Origin of the sequence: Janthinobacterium sp. GMG2, from assembly GCF_033949445.1 — a bacterium.
In the GTDB taxonomy this organism is placed as follows: domain Bacteria; phylum Pseudomonadota; class Gammaproteobacteria; order Burkholderiales; family Burkholderiaceae_D; genus Janthinobacterium; species Janthinobacterium aestuarii.
Map to the genome: position 1 here is coordinate 691073 of NZ_JAXAWA010000002.1, position 18268 is coordinate 709340.

General features: G+C 64.5%; 13 protein-coding genes. 11 read left to right on the forward strand and 2 right to left on the reverse strand.

The window, feature by feature from the left end; translation table 11 throughout:
• Nucleotides 1–33: 33 nt before the first annotated feature.
• Together SKZ59_RS09135 and SKZ59_RS09140 are read left to right on the forward strand one after the other, a co-directional pair.
• Nucleotides 34–3741 carry a PAS domain S-box protein gene (locus SKZ59_RS09135; RefSeq protein ID WP_319991472.1) on the forward strand — a complete coding sequence of 1236 codons (3708 nt, stop codon included), beginning with the start codon at nucleotides 34–36 and terminating at the stop codon, nucleotides 3739–3741.
• Between the two features lie 13 nt (nucleotides 3742–3754).
• Nucleotides 3755–4750 (forward strand): HD domain-containing phosphohydrolase, encoded by a 996-nt coding sequence (locus tag SKZ59_RS09140; protein WP_319991473.1) that lies wholly within the window; start codon nucleotides 3755–3757, stop codon nucleotides 4748–4750.
• Nucleotides 4751–5467: 717 nt separating this feature from the next.
• On the opposite strand, the gene SKZ59_RS09145 is transcribed toward SKZ59_RS09140, so the two are convergent.
• Nucleotides 5468–7342: an esterase/lipase family protein gene (locus tag SKZ59_RS09145; RefSeq protein ID WP_319991474.1), complete on the reverse strand. Its 1875-nt coding sequence runs from the start codon at nucleotides 7340–7342 to the stop codon at nucleotides 5468–5470.
• A 1-nt stretch (nucleotide 7343) separates the two neighbouring features.
• The gene (locus SKZ59_RS09150; protein WP_319991475.1) at nucleotides 7344–8120 is read right to left on the reverse strand and encodes a DUF481 domain-containing protein; all 777 of its coding nucleotides are present in this window, start codon (nucleotides 8118–8120) and stop codon (nucleotides 7344–7346) included.
• A gap of 245 nt (nucleotides 8121–8365) precedes the next feature.
• On the opposite strand from SKZ59_RS09150, the gene SKZ59_RS09155 reads away from it, so the two are divergent.
• From SKZ59_RS09155 to SKZ59_RS09195, 9 genes are all read left to right on the forward strand, one after another.
• Entirely contained in the window at nucleotides 8366–9052 is a 687-nt protein-coding gene (locus SKZ59_RS09155) for a winged helix-turn-helix domain-containing protein (protein WP_034755791.1), read from the forward strand.
• Entirely contained in the window at nucleotides 9045–10409 is a 1365-nt protein-coding gene (locus SKZ59_RS09160; RefSeq protein WP_413774537.1) for a sensor histidine kinase, read from the forward strand. Before SKZ59_RS09155 ends, SKZ59_RS09160 begins: the two co-directional genes overlap by 8 nt.
• Nucleotides 10410–10626: 217 nt before the next feature.
• Nucleotides 10627–11712: an acyltransferase family protein gene (locus SKZ59_RS09165; RefSeq protein WP_219328717.1), complete on the forward strand. Its 1086-nt coding sequence runs from the start codon at nucleotides 10627–10629 to the stop codon at nucleotides 11710–11712.
• 179 nt (nucleotides 11713–11891) lie between these two features.
• Entirely contained in the window at nucleotides 11892–12794 is a 903-nt protein-coding gene (locus SKZ59_RS09170) for a VirK/YbjX family protein (protein ID WP_319991477.1), read from the forward strand.
• Nucleotides 12795–12905: 111 nt separating this feature from the next.
• Nucleotides 12906–13880, forward strand: a complete 975-nt coding sequence (hemB, locus tag SKZ59_RS09175; RefSeq protein WP_035819309.1) for a porphobilinogen synthase — start codon at nucleotides 12906–12908, stop codon at nucleotides 13878–13880.
• Nucleotides 13881–13988: 108 nt separating this feature from the next.
• The gene (locus SKZ59_RS09180; RefSeq protein WP_319991478.1) at nucleotides 13989–15332 is read left to right on the forward strand and encodes an MBL fold metallo-hydrolase; all 1344 of its coding nucleotides are present in this window, start codon (nucleotides 13989–13991) and stop codon (nucleotides 15330–15332) included.
• A gap of 56 nt (nucleotides 15333–15388) precedes the next feature.
• A complete protein-coding gene (msrA, locus tag SKZ59_RS09185; protein WP_319991479.1) occupies nucleotides 15389–15910 on the forward strand; it encodes a peptide-methionine (S)-S-oxide reductase MsrA in 522 nt (173 codons plus the stop codon).
• A 10-nt stretch (nucleotides 15911–15920) separates the two neighbouring features.
• Nucleotides 15921–16736, forward strand: coding sequence for a helix-turn-helix transcriptional regulator (locus SKZ59_RS09190; protein WP_319991480.1), 816 nt, complete (start codon nucleotides 15921–15923; stop codon nucleotides 16734–16736).
• A 175-nt stretch (nucleotides 16737–16911) separates the two neighbouring features.
• On the forward strand, nucleotides 16912–18252 hold the full coding sequence (locus SKZ59_RS09195; protein ID WP_319991481.1) for an MFS transporter: 1341 nt from the start codon (nucleotides 16912–16914) through the stop codon (nucleotides 18250–18252).
• Nucleotides 18253–18268: the final 16 nt, after the last annotated feature.

The window sequence follows — 18268 nt, forward strand, 5'->3', positions numbered from 1 at the left end:
ACGTTAGGTTTCACTCTCTTATGCCACGACAGTATGTTTAGTTCCATCTTTGCCGTATCGACCGATACCATGCAGTACATCTATGGCACGCACAATGCGTGGCTGGTGCTGTTTTCCATCGGTATCGCCATCTTTGCCTCGTTCATGGCCTTGCAGATCGCCGGCATGGCGCGCAGCAGCGAGCGCGGCTTTCAGCGCCAGACGGCCATCATTACGGGCGCCATCGCGCTGGGCGGCGGCATCTGGTCGATGCACTTCATCGGCATGCTGGCCTTCGACATCTGCACGCGGGTGTCCTTCGACCCTGGCCTGACCCTGCTGTCGATGCTGCCCGGCATGGCCGCTTCGTGGGTGGCGCTGCACTTGCTGGCGCGTCCGAGCATCAACTGGCGGCAACTGGTGGTGGGTGGCGTGCTCGTCGGCGTGGGCATCGGCTCCATGCATTACAGCGGCATGGCCGCCATGCAGACGTCGCTGGCCCTGCGCTACGAACCCTGGCTGTTCGCCCTGTCGCTGCTGGTGGCCGTCACCTTGGCCATGCTGGCGCTGTGGGTACGCTTCGGCCTGAGCGCCATGCGCCAGCGCCTTAGCCCCTTGACCTCCTTGCTGCTCAGCAGCGTGGTGATGGGCCTGGCCATTTCCGGCATGCACTACACAGGCATGCTGGCCGCGCGTTTTTCCGGCACGCCCACGGCAGGCGAGAACACGATTACGGTGCAAGCTTCGTTCGTGGCCCTGGCCGTGGCCCTGATCACCGTCACCCTGACCGTCTTCGTGGCGGCCGCGAACGGCTTGCTGCGCTACCGCCAGCTGTTGCGCCACGCCAGTGTCAGCGAATCGCGCCTGCGCGCCATCGTCGATACGGCGGCCGATGGCTTGATCACCATCGATGGCCAAGGCAAGGTGCGCTCCTTCAATCCCGCCGCAGAAAGCCTGTTCGGCTGGCGCGAAGCGGAAATCGTGGGGCGCGACGCCAGCGTGCTGCTGCAGCCGGCCGACGCGGCCGAATACGAAGGCTATCTGCGCGACTACCTGGAAACGGGCGCCTCGCGCATCCTCGACAGCGGACGCGAACTCGATGGCCGCCACAAGGATGGCGCCGTGCTGCCCATGCGCGTGGCGATCGGCAAGATCGATACGCCGGGCCAGCCCCTGTTCGTGGCGTTTGTCACGGACATGCGCTCGTCGCGCAGCATGGAGCAGGCGCTCAAGGACAGCGAGCGCCAGTACCGCACCCTGATCCGCAATATCCCAGGCGTGTCCTTCCACTGCAGCTTCGCGCCCGAATGGAAGATGATCTTCATCAGCGACGCCGTCTTCAACCTGACGGGCTGGCTGCCGCAGGACTTCGCCGAAGGGCGGGTCAGGCTGTTCGACCTCGTGCATCCAGACGACCGCCAGCGCGTCAACGACACCTGCGTGCAGGCGGCCGGCGAACGGCGCGATTTCGAGAACGTCTACCGCATGATCCACCGCGACGGGCGCGAGCGCTGGGTGCGCGAAAGCAGCGGCCCCGTGCTCGATAACGACGGCGTGGTGCGCTGGATCGACGGCGTCATCCTCGATATCACGGAAAGCGAATTGCGCAACGCGGAATACGAGGGCAAGGTGACGGCGATCTCGCGTGCGACGGCCGTCGCGGAGTTCGACCTGCAGGGACGCATCCTGGCGGCCAACCAGAACTTCCTCGACCTGGTCGGCTACCAGCTCGACGACGTGCTGGGCCTGCACCACAGCATCTTCTGCGAGCCGGGCTATGTGATCTCGCCCGACTACAGCGCGTTCTGGCAGCAACTGGCGCAGGGTGAATTCAATACGGGCGAGTACAAGCGCATCGGCAAGCATGGCAAGGAAGTGTGGATACAGGCTTCGTACAACCCGATCTTCAACACGGACGGCAAGCCGTTCAAGGTGGTCAAGCTGGCCACCGACGTGAGCGAGCGGCGCGCCATGCAGGAAAACCTGCGCGCGGCGAAAGACCGCGCCGAGCTGGCCGCCGAATCGAAGACCAGTTTCCTGGCCAACATGAGCCATGAAATCCGCACGCCGATGAACGCCATCATCGGCTTTACGGAAGTGCTGCTGGGGACCGCCCTGGACAGCCTGCAGCGCCGCCACCTGGGCACGGTGCGCCAGTCGGCCCGTTCGCTGCTCGAACTGCTGAACGACATCCTCGACATGGCCAAGCTGGAAAAGGGCGCGACCGAGCTGGAACTGGTGGACTTTTCGCTGCCGGACCTCGTCGACCACGTGGCAGCGTCCCTGCGCATCACGGCGCATGCGCGCGACCTCGTGCTGCATGTCGATGTCGATCCCGGCATGGGCCAGTTCTTCCTGGGCGACGCGCGCCGGGTGCAGCAGGTGCTGACGAATTTGATCGGCAACGCCGTCAAGTTCACGGAAGTGGGCCATGTGCGCGTGGCCGTCGGCATGCAGGGCGAGCAGGTGCATATCGCCGTGCACGACACGGGCATCGGCATCCCGGCCGACCGCCTGGACAAGATCTTCGCGCCCTTTACGCAAGCCGATTCCTCGATGAGCCGCCGCTTTGGCGGCACGGGCCTGGGCACGACGATTTCGCTGCAGCTGGTCGAGCTGATGGGGGGCACCATCACGGTGGAAAGCACCCTGGGCGTGGGCAGCGTGTTCCACGTGCTGCTGCCGCTGGCGCCGGGCAAGGCCGTGTCGCGCCGCAGCGAGCAGCCCGTGGTGGCCTTGCCGCCGCTGCGCATCCTGGCGGCCGACGACGTGCCGCAGAACGTCGAGCTGCTCCTGATCAGCCTGGGCGCGGCCGGCCACCAGGTGATCGCCGCCAGCGATGGCGAGAGCGCCGTGCGCGAGTTCAGCAAGGGCAGCTTCGATGTCGTCCTGATGGACGTGCAGATGCCGCGCATGGATGGCCTGGAAGCGACGCGTCTGATCCGTGTGTACGAGCGCGAGCAGGGTTTGAAGGCGACGCCCATCATCGCCCTGACGGCCAGCGTGCTGGAACAGGACCGGCGCGCGGCGCAGACGGCAGGCATGAACGGTTTTGCTTCGAAGCCGCTGGAAATGCACAAGCTGACGGCGGAAATCGCCCGCCTGCTCGATATCGCCGTGTCCATGCCGCCGCCGGCGGCCGGCGCGGCGGCGCGTGCGGCCGCCGGCCAGGTCGACTGGCAGCGCGGCATCGCCCTGTGGGGCGGCCGCGAAGCTTTGCAGCGGGCGATTGGCCGCTTCGTGCAGGCCAATGGCGACTGCGCCGCCATGCTGGCGGCCGAACTGGAACGCGGCGGCAGCAGCGTGGCCGGCCATTTGCTGCACCGTATCAAGGGCGCTGCGGGCAACCTGTGCCTGGTGCAGGTCGAAAGCCTGCTGGGCCGCATCGAACAGGCGATCGCGCGCCAGCTGCCGGCGACCGAATTGCTGGTGCAGCTGGCCGCCTCCTTCATGGCGCTGGCCGGCGAACTGGAAGAATCGGGCATGCCGGCCGTGGCAGTGGGTACGCCGGCTGCCGGCGCGCCACTCGATGCCGACGCCGCTGGCGCCTTGCTGCGGCAAGCCATCGCCAGCCTGGAAGGCGGGCAGCTCGACGACGCCCTGATGGCGCAGATCGCGGCCATGCTGGCGCCGCACGGCCAGCAGCAGCGACTGCAGGCGCTGGCCAGCGCCATCGACGACTTTGAATTTGCGCGCGCCGCGGGCGTGCTGCGCCAACTGCTGGCGTGGCTGGAAACGCCTATGCTTGCCGACCTTTCCTGATATTGGGCTTACGATGACCTTACACGAAGACAAACCGATCCTGCTGCTGGTCGACGATGAAGCGACGAATCTGCAGGTGCTGCGCCAGATCCTGCAGGACGATTACCGCCTGCTGTACGCCAAGGATGGCGAGAAGGCGCTGGAGCTGGCGCAGAACAACCCCGTCGAACTGATCCTGCTCGACATCATGATGCCCGCGATGACAGGCTATGAAGTGTGCCGCCAATTGAAAGCCATGCCGGCGACGGCGCCCATTCCCGTCATCTTCGTCACCGCCCTGTGCGACGTGAAGGATGAGGCGGACGGTTTTGACGCGGGCGCCGTCGATTACATCACCAAGCCGGTCAGCCCGCCCATCGTGCGCGCCCGCGTGCGCACGCACCTGTCGCTGGTGGACGCCGAGGAATTGCGCCGCTCGCGCCTGCAGGTGATCCAGACCCTGGGCCAGGCCGCCGAATACAAGGATAACGAGACGGGCATGCACGTCATCCGCATGAGCTATTACGCGCGCCAGCTGGCGCTCGCGGCCGGCTACAGCGCGGGCAGGGCGGAAGACCTATTGAATGCGGCGCCCATGCACGACGTGGGCAAGATCGGCATCCCCGACGCCATCCTGCAAAAGCCGGGCAAGCTCGATGCGGACGAATGGCAAGTCATGCGCCGCCACGCGGAAATCGGCGCGGCCATCATCGGCGAGCACGCGAGCGGTTTGCTGAAAATGGCGCGCACCATCGCCCTGACGCACCACGAAAAATGGGATGGCAGCGGTTATCCGCAAGGCTTGAAGGGCGTGGAAATCCCGCACGAAGGCCGCATCGTCGCCATCGCCGACGTCTTCGACGCCCTCACCAGCGAACGCCCGTACAAGCGGGCCTGGACGATCGACGAAGCCATCGCCACCATGCAGCGCGACAGCGGCACGCACTTCGACCCGGAGCTGCTGGCGCTGTTTGTTGAACACTTGCCAGCCATGCTGGAGATTAAGGACAAGTGGCGCGAGCCGGTGTGATGCCGGGAGCGCGCCAGCCTGGCAGGTCGGATTAGCGGGGCAAAGCCCCGCGTAATCCGACAACGCTGTTGGCGCTGCCCAAAGTGAAGCTAACAACGTTGTCGGATTACGGCTTCGCCTAATCCGACCTACGGTTGCCAGCCCAGCCATGGGCACCAGTCGGGTAGGTCGCCTTAGCGCGGAGCGCGTAATCCGACATCACCATGGGCGTGGCCAATAATGTTGTCGGATTACCGCCTGCGGCCTCGGCCATGCTGGAGATCAAGGACAAGTGGCGCGAGCCGGTGTGATGCTGGCAGCACGGCAGGCTGGCAGGTCGGATTAGCGGTGCAAAGCCCCGCGTAATCCGACAACGCTGTTGGCGCTGCCCAAAGTGAAGCTGACAATGTTGTCGGATTACGGCTTCGCCTAATCCGACCTACGGTTGCCAGCCCAGCCATTGGCACCAGTCGGGTAGGTCGGCTTAGCGCGGAGCGCGTAAGCCGACATCACCATGGGCGTGGCCAATAATGTTGTCGGATTACCGCTTGCGGCCTCGGCCATGCTGGAGATCAAGGACAAGTGGCGCGAGCCGGTGTGATGCTGGCAGCACGGCAGGCTGGCAGGTCGGATTAGCGGGGCAAAGCCCCGCGTAATCCGACAACGCTGTTGGCGCTGCCCAAAGTGAAGCTGACAATGTTGTCGGATTACGGCTTCGCCTAATCCGACCTACGGTTGTTAATCCGCCAGCCGCAAAATCCGCCGTATCTCCAGAATCGCCTGCGGGCTTTCCTGCACGCTGTGCCACGAGGGGATGACTTTTTCCGACAGGGCGCCGTCGAGGTGGGCGCTGGCGTAGGGCACGACGCCGTCGCTCGATTCCGCCAGCGGCAGGTCTGGCGTGTCGTTGCCCATGATGGAGTAGTAGCGTACGTTCGGGCTGATGGGCAGGTCGGCCACCAGGCGCACGAACGGGTCCTTGTCGCTGAGGTTATCGATGCTGTTGGGGATGCGCAGCGGCTCGCTGCTGCCTGTGTCGAGCTGCGCCAGGCTGCCGGCCGCGTCGGACAACTGGTCGAGCATGGTGATGGGCAGCGTGACGAGGTTGGCGATCCAGCGCGCCACCTTGTGGTTGGCGAACGAAGTGCCGCGGTGCGGCGCGGCGATGAAGATGGCGCGGTTTACCTGCGGCATGGCCGTGAAATTCAGATAGGGGGCCAGTCCCGCACGGACTTTTTCCGCCTTCTTGCCCTTCAAATTGTATTCTTCGGTGATGGCGTCGAGCAGGGTGTTGCTGGCGTCGGAGACCATCAAACGCGCCAGCACGCCACCCATGCTGTGGCCGATCAAGACCATGTCGTTGGCCGCGTCGGCCTTGGCGGCAGGGTCGAATTGCGCCAGGGTCGCGTTCAGCGCCTTGCGGATGGCGGCGTTGTTGGCGGCCAGCGGCGCATTGCTCGGGTAGTACACCTGCCAGATCTGGTAGCGGCGGCGCAGTTGTTCGTCGCCCATCAGTTCATTCGCCACGTTGATCCACGCTTCCGGGCTGCTGGCCAGGCCGTGCAGCATGACGATGGTGCGCTTGTTCGGATCGTAGGGCTGCATCAGGTGCACCTGCGGGCGCGAGATGCCGTCGGCGCTGCCGAACAGGGTGCGCAACGCCTGCACGCCGAAGCCGGAGCGGGCCAGCCACAGGCCATAGCCGGCCGTGAAGTTGGCCGCCACGGGCAGTTCCTGTTCCGCCATGCGCGTCGATTCGCTGCGCGTCGGATCGACCAGCATCACCAGCAGCTGTTGCGTGGCCAATACCTCCTGCAGGCTGTTGCCGTCGAAGCGGATCAGCGCCGTGACGACGGGGAAACGCGTCTCCTGGTATGGCACATACTCGCCTTTCGGCGCCCGGGGCTTGGGCATGACGGCCACCAGGTCGGCGCCGAAGCCGTCGCGCCGGTACACATTGCGCAGGCCGGAAAACGACAGCGAGGTGGCCGGCAGCAGTTCGTCGGGCAGGGTGCCGTCATCGGGAAGGCGCAGGGCAGACAGTTCGCTGTCGATCTGCCAGCCGGCGACGCGGATCACATTGCCGTCGGGGCGGTATTCGCCACGGTGGCGGAACAGATTGCTGACGGCCTTTTGCACGGCATAGTTGTAGTAGTCGCGGATTTGCGTCTGGCGTTCCTCGAAGGCGCGCTGGCCCGGCGTGCGGGTTGTGTAGAACAGATAGGCATACGCGTAGCGGGCCGATTCGAGCCATGCGGCCAGCGTTTCGGCACTCGGGTGGCCGCCCTGTTTTTCTTCCGCCAGCGCGCTTTCCAGCCACAATTCGGACAGGGTCGCCAGGCGCTGTTCGTCGCTGAGCAGTTCGGAGCGGGCCAGGTCGGCGCGGCAGCTGCCCGTATTGGCTTCGCAGGCGGCGATGTCGCTGCCGATGATGCGCAGCACCTCGCTGGCCGAGGCGCTCAGTTTGCCCGTGGTGAGGATGTCGCCGCGCCGCTGCTGCAGATAGTCGGCCGGTGAAATAGAGCTGACGGTGACGGCGGCGCAGCCGCTCAGCAGCGCCGCCGCGCACAGCAGGGCGCCCAGGCGCAGGCGCCGCATCAGCGTGGCCCGCATGTCAGAACGAGTAGACCAGGGTCAGCGAGGTTTGCGTATCCGTGTTCTTCTTGTCGTCCGGCACGCGCGTGTCGTTGCGGGCGCTGAAGGCGGCCTTCATCTGCATGGTGCCGTTGATTTTCGTGCTGAGGGCTGTTTCGGCGATCGAGTGGGTGTTCGAGGTGCCCCGTTCCACGCTGACCGTCTGCGTGAACATGGCCGACTGGCTGATCTTCCACTTCATGGCGGCCGCGCCGCGCACCGTCAGGCCGTGTTCCGATTCGCCCGCGTCGTTGGTGCCGCTGAAATAGCCAGGACCGAATTCCACGTCGACGCTTTTGTCTGTCGACTGGTACCAGCGCGAGCCATGACCGACGGCCAGGGTCGAGTACTTGGTGTAGGCGCCGAACTTGTCGTTCACGTGCGAGGCCAGCATGAACAGTTTTTCATGGTCGGCCATCAGCTTGTAGGCCGCCTTGGCGGAGGCGGAAAAGCGTTCGGCCGAGCGTTCGCGCACTTTCTCGCCATCGTCATTCGTCGTTTCGTCTTCCTTGAAATAGCCGCTGAAGATGTACTGGTTGCTCCAGTCATCGAGTTCCTGGCGCGCGTCGATCTTGCCCGTGACGGAAGTGCCGACCGTGTTTCCCGAGGTAGTGATGGCGCCCAGTTCGGCGGAAGTGCTCCAGCTGCCGATGGGGATTTCATCGAACAGCATGCTTTGTTTGGTATCTGCTGCGGCGGCGCTGCCGCAAGTGATGGCCATGGCCAGCGCCAGTGCGAGAGAGTGGGTCGATTTCATGGCTGTATCGGTTTGTGGCGCGCGCCAGGCGCGCCTGATGTTCGTTAGTGGCAGTGATGGTTTGCAGGCCGCGGCAAGCCGGGAGGCGCCGATAAAAAATGCGCGCGTGGGCGCGGCCAAACATTGTCGAGGCTGTATTGTACCCGACCCTGTGATCGCGCGTCGCACGCGGCGGGGCTGGCAAGTGGCGCGCGCCTGGCGTATGCTGCGCCTATTTGCTGCCTGATCTTTACAAGGAATTCCCCGTGCGCTGCCTGGTCATTGAAGACGAAGCCGAAACTTCCCGCTATATCTGTGCCGGCCTGCGCGAGGCGGGTCACGACGTCACCGCCTGCGACAATGGCATCGACGGCATGCGCCTGGCCTGCGGCGAAGACTGGGACGCGCTGGTGCTCGACCGCCTGCTGCCCGGCGAGATCGATGGCCTGGCCATCGTCGCGCGCCTGCGCGGCATGGGCCGCAACACGCCCGTGCTGGTGCTGTCGGCCCTGTCGAGCGTCGACGAGCGCGTGCGTGGCCTGCGCAGCGGCGGCGACGATTACCTGTCGAAACCGTTCGCCATCGACGAACTGCTGGCGCGTATCGAGGCGCTGCTGCGCCGCGCCGCGCCCGTGCCCGAATCGACGCAGCTGCAGGTGGCCGACCTGGTACTCGACATGCGCACCATGCGCGTGACGCGTGCCAACCGGCAGATCGCCCTGCAGCCGCGCGAATTCCGTTTGCTCGAATACCTGATGCGCCACCAGGGCCAGTCCGTCACGCGCGCCATGCTGCTCGAAGCCGTGTGGGACTACCATTTCGACCCGCAGACGAACGTCATCGACGTGCAGGTGAGCCGCTTGCGCACCAAGGTGGACAAGGAATTTTCGCCGCCGCTGATCCACACGGTGCGCGGCGTCGGCTACACGCTGGGCGTGATCGACAGTGCGTAACTTGCACCGTTCGATCGCGGCCCGCCTGGCGCTCGGCTATGGCGTGCTGGTGGTCGTGTCGATCAGCATCGTCTGCGCCGTGTTCTATTTCGGCACCATCGGCGTGCTCGATCGCAGCGTGGACCGCAAGCTGGCCCTGCTCTCGGAGCGCCTCGCGGCGCTGTACGAACAGGGCGGCAGCAGCCGCACGACGGCGGAAATCGCCCATTTGCTGACCGACCGCACCGACAGCGACACGGAGATTTTTTTGCTGGTGGATGCCGATGGCCGCCGCGTGGCGGGCAATCTGACGTCCTGGCCCGACGTGGGCAGCCCCGTGGGCCACCTGCTGCACCGCGACGTCACGCGCGAAGGGCGCAGGGTGCCCGCGCGCATGCTGATCCGCGATCTCGATGGCGGCGCGCGCCTGTTCGTCGGGCGCGACATGGAGGAGGGCAGGTCGATCCGCGCCCTCGTGCTGCGCTCGCTGGCCTATGGCGGCGGGGCGGCCATCTTGCTCGTGGTGGCGGGAGCGTGGCTGTTCCGCCGCCAGCTCGAGGCGCGCATCGGGCAGATCCGCCGCACGGCGGGCGAAATCGAGGCGGGTGACCTGAGCCGGCGCATTCCCGTCTTCAGCGAAGATGAATTCGGCTTGCTGAGCCGCGACATCAACCGCATGCTCGACCGCATCGAACACCTGATGGAAGGCGTGCGCCACGTGTCGAACGCCATCGCGCACGACCTGCGCACGCCGCTGGGCCGCATCCGCAACAAGCTCGATGGCGCCTTGCGCCAGCAGCAGGGCGTGGCAGGCTACGAGAGCGCGGCGCAGGCGGCCATCGACGACATCGACGACCTCACGCGCGTGTTCGACAAGCTGCTGCAGATCGCCGCAGCCGAATCGGGCATGCGTCCCGAGAATTTCGACGATATCGACCTGCACCAGATCGGCGCCGATATCGTGGAAATGTACGAGGCCACGGCCGACGAGCAGGAGGTGCTGCTGGTGCAGATGTATGGCGAGGGCGTACCGGCGCGCGGCGACCGCAACCTGCTGGGCAGCGCGCTGGCCAGCCTGGTCGACAACGCCATCAAATATGCGGGGCCGGGCGCCACGGTGGAAGTGTCGGCCGGCAGCGATGAGCGCGGCTGCTGGCTGGCCGTGCGCGACAACGGCCCCGGCGTACCAAAGGAAGAACTGCCAAAACTGACGCAGCGCTTCTATCGCCTGGACAAGAGCCGCCACCTGCCTGGCAATGGCCTGGGCCTGTCCATCGTCGCGGCCATCGCGGCGCTGCACGGGGGCAGCCTGGAGATCGAGGATGCGGCGCCGGGCTTGCGGCTGCGATTCAGGCTCGCCGGACTTGCGGCCCGCTAAACCTGCTTTACCAGCTGCCAGCTTATTGAAGGCGTAATATTGTCTTATTTGCTTCTTAATAAAACATCATGATATAATTTTTACACTTTTTGTGGCAAGCCCATACGCGGCAGCTCGTGCCCGTTGCCGGCTGGTCGCATCGAGTGATCGCCATATCTGCCTGGTTCTCATTGCTGGCGCGGTGCGTCAGTTCGACAGACCGATACCCGGAGTAAATATGGCTGGTGCTGGCATGAAGAGTGGTCATTTCAGTGGCCGTATTGTTTCCCTCGATGGTTTGCGTGGCGTGGCCGCGATGCTGGTCGCCGTTTATCATCTGCCGGCCATATTCGGTTTCAAGATCACGCACGCCTACCTGGCGGTCGACTTTTTTTTCATCCTTTCCGGCTGGGTCATGGCGTATAGTTACGAAGAGCGCATCCGGCTTGGCATGCCATTCAGGGAATTTCTGCACAACCGTTTTGCCAGGCTGTATCCGCTATACGCCGTAGCGCTGTTGCTGGCTCTTGGCGCCACCCTGATCAAGAGCCGCATTGGTACCACGTCGGCAAACATCGCGTGCTTCTTGCCCAATGCACTGATGCTGCCCTGCTTGCAGGATGAGGGCCCTTCCTTCCCATTGAATGGACCAAGCTGGTCTATTTTCGTAGAGGTAGCCATCAACCTGATCTGGTTCTTCGCCGTTCGCGTGGGCATGCACACTTTGCGCTGGAAGCTCGCGCTGCACTTTTTCTCAGCGCTGATGCTTTGGGGATTCGCCGTATGGGTGAACCGCTACCTGACCGGGCATGAGTCCGATGATGTACATGAAGGATTGCTGCGTGGTCTGCTGGGATTTGCAGGTGGTTTGCTGTTGTTCCAATGCCGGATGCATGCCTGGATATTGGCCTATTTTGCGGTCCTGGCGCTTGGCGTGTTGGCATCCTTTGTCGCTGGTGGTGATACCGCAGATGTCATACCGCTGGGTCTCTTCGTGATGGGCGTAATGCCGGCGACGGTATGGCTTGCCGCCAAGCTGCGGCCTGCGATGCTCGAAGGCCGTACAGCGGCCTTTCTGGGTGACTGTTCGTATGCCATCTACCTGCTGCACGTGCCGCTGGCCATGATGCTGCAAAAGCCGCTGCGCCTGATGTTTCCGGGAACGGGCATATCGGCTTACATGATGAAGGCAGTGATTTTCACCACCATTCTGCTCTTTGTCAGCAGCATGAGTTATCGCTTGCTGGAAGTACCGGCACGGCGCTGGCTGCTGAAACGGCTCAAACGCGACGTCATGGGGCCCGCAGCGGGCTCGATCCGGTGAGGTAATTGCGCGCGAGGCGCCGAGCTGACATTACCAACTTGTAACCCCCTTCATTTTCACCTCCCCCTATCATCCGCTCTACCCGGCGTGGAGCGGCTGCCAGCGTGCAGCCGCCTGTTCCGGGCTGCCTGCGGCCGTCGCCGTGTCCCGTTCATCAGACCCGTCATAGAGCCGTTCGCATGCGTACTTTTATCGCCACCGGCGACAACGCCGCGCCACAGCAGGCGCCACTGCGCCAGCATGGCCACCGCATCAAGGCCGCGCTGGGGGCCATCGTCTTTCCCCGGCAGCGCGCGCGCTGGCAAGCGTTCATCGCCGCGACGCCGGGACTGCCGGCGCTGGCGCAAGCCCATCCCAGCCTGCTGTACAAGATCTATCGCCCCTACGCCAACCGCCATTTCGGCTGCGCGGCGCGGGTGGACCTGCTGCGCGGCCATTACCGCTTCCTGTGGCAGGCGGGCGCGCGGCCGCTGGTGGAATACGCGGCGCGGCGCGCGCTGGTACTGGCCGCCATCGAGGGCAAGGATGGCGCCACTTACCGCCTGAAATTGACGGCCATCCGCGACAGCCACCGCGAAGGGGAACTGTGCCTGCGCCTGACGCGCGACGGCGTGCCGCTGTACCTGGCCAGTTTCCTGTTCCGCCCCCAGCCTGGCGGCGCCGTCATCCAGCTGGGCGCCTTGCAGGGCTTGCGTTCCCCCGCTGGCGCGCAGGCGGTGAAAGAGGCCACGCGGGCGCTGCATGGCTGCCGGCCGAAAAACCTGATGGTGGCCGCCTTGCGCGACTTCGGTGATTTCTTCGGCTGCGGCCACCTGGAACTGGTCAGCAACGCCAACCGCATCGCGCTGAACTGGCGCCGGCGCCGCCATATCTCGTGCGACTACGACCTGGCGTGGCGTGAACTGCATGCGCAGCCCGCCAGCGACGGCAATTTCCGCCTGCCATGCGGGCCCTGCCGGATGCCGGACCTGGCCCTGGTGCCGTCGAAAAAGCGGGCGGATGCGCGCCGGCGCGGCGCCATGCTGGTGCAACTGGCGGCCGACATGCGCTGGCAAGTGGCGGCCCTGCTGCACGCGCAATGAAGGCGCGGGGCGGGTTTTTTGACCTGTGCGGGTTTTTTGCCGGGCGGTCCGGCGCAAGCGGCGCGATCGGCGTATACTTATCGGCGTTGTTAACCTGAAGCCAGTCACCCCATGCCAGCACAATTCCCCACTTCGCGCATGCGCCGCCTGCGCGCGACCCCGCAACTGCGCGAGCTGTTCCGCGAAACCGAGATCAATCCGCGCGACCTGGTCCTGCCGATCTTCGTCGACGAAGGCAGCAGCGATTTCATCGATATCAAGTCCATGCCCGGCGTGCGCCGCATTCCCGAAGCAAAGCTGGCGCAGGAAGTGGAGCGCTACGCGCGCGCCGGCCTGCGCTCCGTCATGACCTTCGGCATTTCGCACCACAAGGATAGCCACGGCACGGACACCCTGAACCCGGACGGCCTGGTGGCGCGTATGTCGCGCATCATCAAGGACGCCGTGCCGGAAATGGTGGTCATGTCCGACACCTGCTTCTGCGAATACACGGACCACGGCCATTGCGGCATCCTGCATGGCGACACGGTCGACAATGACAGCACGGTGCTGAACCTGGGCAAGCAAGCCGTCATCGCGGCCCAGGCGGGCGCCGACATCATCGCGCCATCGGCCGCCATGGATGGCCAGGTGGCGGCGATCCGCAGTGCGCTCGACGCGGCCGGTTTCCACGACACGCCCGTGATGGCGTATTCGACCAAGTTCGCCTCGGGCCTGTACGGCCCGTTCCGCGACGCGGCCGGCAGCACCCTGAAGGGCGACCGCAAGACCTACCAGATGGACCCGATGAACCGCCGCGAAGCCGTGCGCGAGTCCCTGATCGACGAAGCCGAAGGCGCCGATGCGCTGATGGTCAAACCGGCAGGCGCCTACCTGGACATCATCCGCGACCTGCGCGAAGTGACGCGCTTGCCGATCGGCGCCTACCAGGTCAGCGGAGAATACGCGATGATCAAGTTCGCCGCGCAAGCCGGTGCCATCGACGAGCGCCGCGTGGTGCAGGAAACCCTGGGCGCCATCAAGCGCGCGGGCGCGGACATGATCTTTACGTATTTTGCGATGGATGTGCTGAATAATCCGTACTGAGCATTCCCGGCGTTTTTCTCACCCCGAAAGCAAATTCCGGGGTCAGACCCGGCGGGTCTGACCCCAGCATTTACGCTGTTGGGGTTCTTTCTGCATTCCCCGCCTCCCATGCCCCTGAAAATCTCCCGCATCCTGCACGCCGGCTATGTCTTCGAATGTGAAGGCACGGCCATCGCCTTCGATCCCATCGTCGAAAATCCGTTCAGCCGCAACTGCCACGCGTTTCCGCCCGTGCGCTTCGACCTCGATGCCGTGCGCCGGCTGCGCTGGGATGCCGTCTTCATCTCGCACTTCCACGACGACCATTGCTCGCTCGACAGCCTCGATGTGCTCGACCGCGCGACGCCCATTTACCTGTACTGCGTCTTCGACGAACTGTTCGCCATGATCCGCGCGCTGGGGTTTACGCAGGTGCGGCGCCTGCACGTCGACGTGCCGGTGCGGGTGGGTGCCATCGAGGTGATCCCGCGTCGAGCGCTGGACGACGATGTCGACTCGCTGTTCCAGGTGCGCGCGGAAGGGCTGAACGTGCTCAATGTCGTCGATTCCTGGATCGGCCCCGAGACTTTGGCACAGTTGGCCGCCTTTGCGCCGTGGGACATGGTGCTGTGGCCATTCCAGACCATGCGCGAAATCGCCGTCATCGCGCCATCGCAGGCGCAGCCTGGCCCCGTCGAACTTCCCGACGACTGGGTGCCGCAGCTGCGCGCGCTGGCGCCCCGGTACATCGTGCCCAGCTCTTGCCAGTTCGTGCAGGAAGACTGGTCCTGGTACAACCATGCGATGTTCCCGATTACCTATCGCCGCTTTGCCGATGAAATCGGCGCCGCGCTGCCCGAGGCGCACATCTTCCGCCTTGATCCGTCCACCTCGGTGCTGCTCGACGCGCACGGCGTGACGCCAGCCACGCCGCTGCCCTGGGTCATCCCCGCGGGGCCGCAAGACGTGGATTTCGACTACCGCCCCGAGGCGCCGCCGCCCGCCACGGCGGACATCGCGCGCCGTTTCGCGCCCTTGAGCGATGCCGACGCAGCGCTGGTATTCGATTTCTGCCGCCACGGTTTGCTTGAACGCTACCGTGACATGGAACTGCCCGAGGACAGCTACTTCCAGCAACCGCGTTTGTGGCGATTGTCGCTGTACGGCCATAACGGTGCGGCCACCGTCCTGCATTACCGCACGCACGGCGACTTGATTGACCTCGTGCCGGACACGGGCGAGGCCCCCGGCTGGACGACCGAGGTGCCGCTGGTGAAATGCCATGCGGCGCTGGTACTCGGTGAATCGCTGACGTCGATGTACATGCGCATCAACGATGGTCCTTTCGATGCCGAGGCGCGGGCGGAGCTGGACGAGGCCGACATCGTCGACGACCCGCTGATCCGCTGCCTGTTCAACGACGCCATCGGCGCCTACCAGGCGGCGCAGCTCAAGCGCTTGCTGGCCCGCTGAAGAAAGTTGCGCGACAGGGTAAGATAGCTGCTTCTGACTAGAACGGGAAAGACACCATGGCACAAGACAATGCACAAGGCAATGAAACGGCAATCCTGGCCGGCGGCTGCTTCTGGGGCGTGCAAGACTTGCTGCGCCGTTATCCGGGCGTGATCGCCACGCGCGTGGGCTACAGCGGCGGCGACGTGGCCAACGCCACTTACCGCAACCATGGAACGCATGCGGAAGCGATCGAGATCATCTTCGACCCGGCCACCATCAGCTACCGCAAGATCCTGGAATTCTTCTTCCAGATCCACGACCCCAGCACGGAAAACCGCCAGGGCAACGACCGCGGCACGAGTTACCGTTCAGCCATCTATTACACGAACGACGAGCAGAAAAAGGTAGCCGAAGACACCATCCGCGACGTCGACGCCTCCGGCCTGTGGCCCGGCAAGGTGGTGACGGAAGTGGCGCCGGCCGGCCCGTTCTGGGAGGCGGAACCCGAGCACCAGGATTATCTGCAGCGCTTGCCGCACGGCTACACCTGCCATTACATCCGGCCGGACTGGGTGTTGCCGCAGCGCGGGCAGTAAGGAAGCAGATATGCGTTACTGGCGCGTCGAGCGGCGGCAGGCGGAAGGGCAGCTGGACTTCGGGCGTACCCTGGAGCTGATGGCTGCCCTCGGCCATGCCGACGTGAATGCCGTCGCCGGGGCCATCCTGAAAACGGTCAGCACGGTCGCGCCGATTGCCCAGTGCACGATCTTTGCCTATGAATTCGGCAACCGGCCACGCACTGTCGCCGTGGCCGACCGGCGCGGCGGACGGTTCCTGCAAGATATTGCCGACAGCTACGCGCGCCATTACTACGCGCTCGATGGAAACCAGCGCGTGATCGCGCCGGCGCCGGGGCGGAAAATCGATCCCGCCATCGTGCTGCACCAGCAGGCCAGCGACGAGATCGACCATCCCGGCTACCGCTCCGCCTGCTATCAAAAACCGAATGTCTCGGATCGCTTATCCCTGCTGGTGCAGCCGGCCGGCGATATCTGGCTATCCGTCAATTTCTACCGCGACAGCAGCCAGGGCCAGTTCCAGCCCGGTGAAGTGGCGGGCATCGAAATCCTGTCACCGCTGTTTGCCCATGCCGTCAAGCATCACTACAGCCTGAACGGCCAGAATACGCAAGGCGTCGCGCCCATGATGCTGGCAAGGCTGCGCCAGCATTGTCCCGCCTTGAGCAAGCGCGAACTGGATGTGCTGCGCTGCGTGCTCGAAGGCCTCACGGCCGTGGAAATCGCCGAGATCATGGGCGTGCAGCCGTCCAGCGTGACGACTTACCAGAAGCGCGCCTATAAACGCCTGGGCATTTCCAGCCAGCGCCAGTTGTTCGCCCTGTGCATGGCGCCAGCGCCTTAGTACTTTTGGCGTAGCAATGGCTCCGCCTTTCTGACTGTTTTAGCCGCAAAATGTCCCCAAAATGGGGACAGCCGCCGGCATCGCCGTCTGCATACTGTGTTTCAAGCCGGGATCACCCGGCCGCTCTCACCCAAGAACAATAACAAGGGGAGGGCGACACCTTATGGAGACAAGCATGACCATCGCCAAAGCGGCCACCCCCGCCACTGCGCCCGTCCCTGACGCGGCCGCCGTCCAACTGGAACAGCAGGTGATGCGCAAGGTATCGCGCCACCTGCTGGGATTTCTGTTCCTGCTGTTCGTGTTTTCCTTTCTTGACCGCATCAATATCGGCTTTGCCGGCCTGACCATGATGCAGGACCTGGGCCTGTCCGGCACCCAGTTCGGCTTTGCCACCACCCTGTTTTACATCGCCTATATCGCGTGCAGCATCCCCAGCAACATCGTGCTGGCGCGCATCGGCGCGCGTAAATGGATAGGCAGCATGATGATCGCGTGGGGGCTGGCCTCGACGGCGACCCTGTTCGCCAGCGGCCCGGCCAGCCTGTATGCGCTGCGCTTTTTAGTGGGCGTGACGGAGGCGGGCTTTCTGCCCGGCATGCTGCTGTACCTGACGTACTGGTTTCCCAGTGCCTACCGGGCGCGCGCCAATGCCCTGTTCATGATCGCCATGCCCGTGACGGCCGCCATCGGTTCGGCCTTGTCGGGCCTGATCCTGGGCCTCGATGGGCACTGGGGCTTGAAGGGCTGGCAATGGCTGTTCTTGCTCGAAGGCATGCCATCCGTGTTCCTGGGGCTGGCCGTGTATGGTTACCTCGACGACTCGCCCAACAAGGCAAACTGGCTGAGCAAGCTGGAACAGCAGGTGCTGGCGCGCATGCTGGCGGCCGAGCACAAGCCGGTGGCGTCCCAGCAGAAGACTTCGGTTCTGACCGAAATGCTGTCGCCCACGGTATTGAAATTCGGCGTCGCCTATTTTTGCCTGGTGAATACTCTGGCGATGGTGGCCGTGTGGACGCCGCTGATCGTGAAAAGTTTTAACAGCAATGCCAGCAACACGCAGATCGGTCTGCTGGCCGCCATTCCGCAAGTATGCACCGTCATCGGCATGATTGCCTGGGGCCGCCGCTCGGACCGCTTGCAGGAACGCCGCTGGCACATCGTCTGGCCCATGCTGCTGTCGGCCGCCGGCTGGCTCTTCACCGCGTATTCGGCCAATCCCATCGTGCAGCTGCTGGGCGTATGCATGGCATCGACGGGCGCGTACACGGCCATGTCTGTCTTCTGGACCACGCCGGACCGTGCCCTGAGCCTGGGTGCGCGCGCCATCGGCATCGCCGTCATCAATGCCACGGGCAATATCGGCTCGGCCCTGAACCCCGTCGTCGTGGGCTGGCTGAAGGATTTCACGCACAGCTTTGCCACGGGCTTGCTGTACGCCAGCGTGCTGCTGGTGGCGGGTGCTGCCATCGTGCTGACCCTGCCCATCGCGCGTGGCGGCAAAGAACAATCTTGATTGAAGAGGACCTATC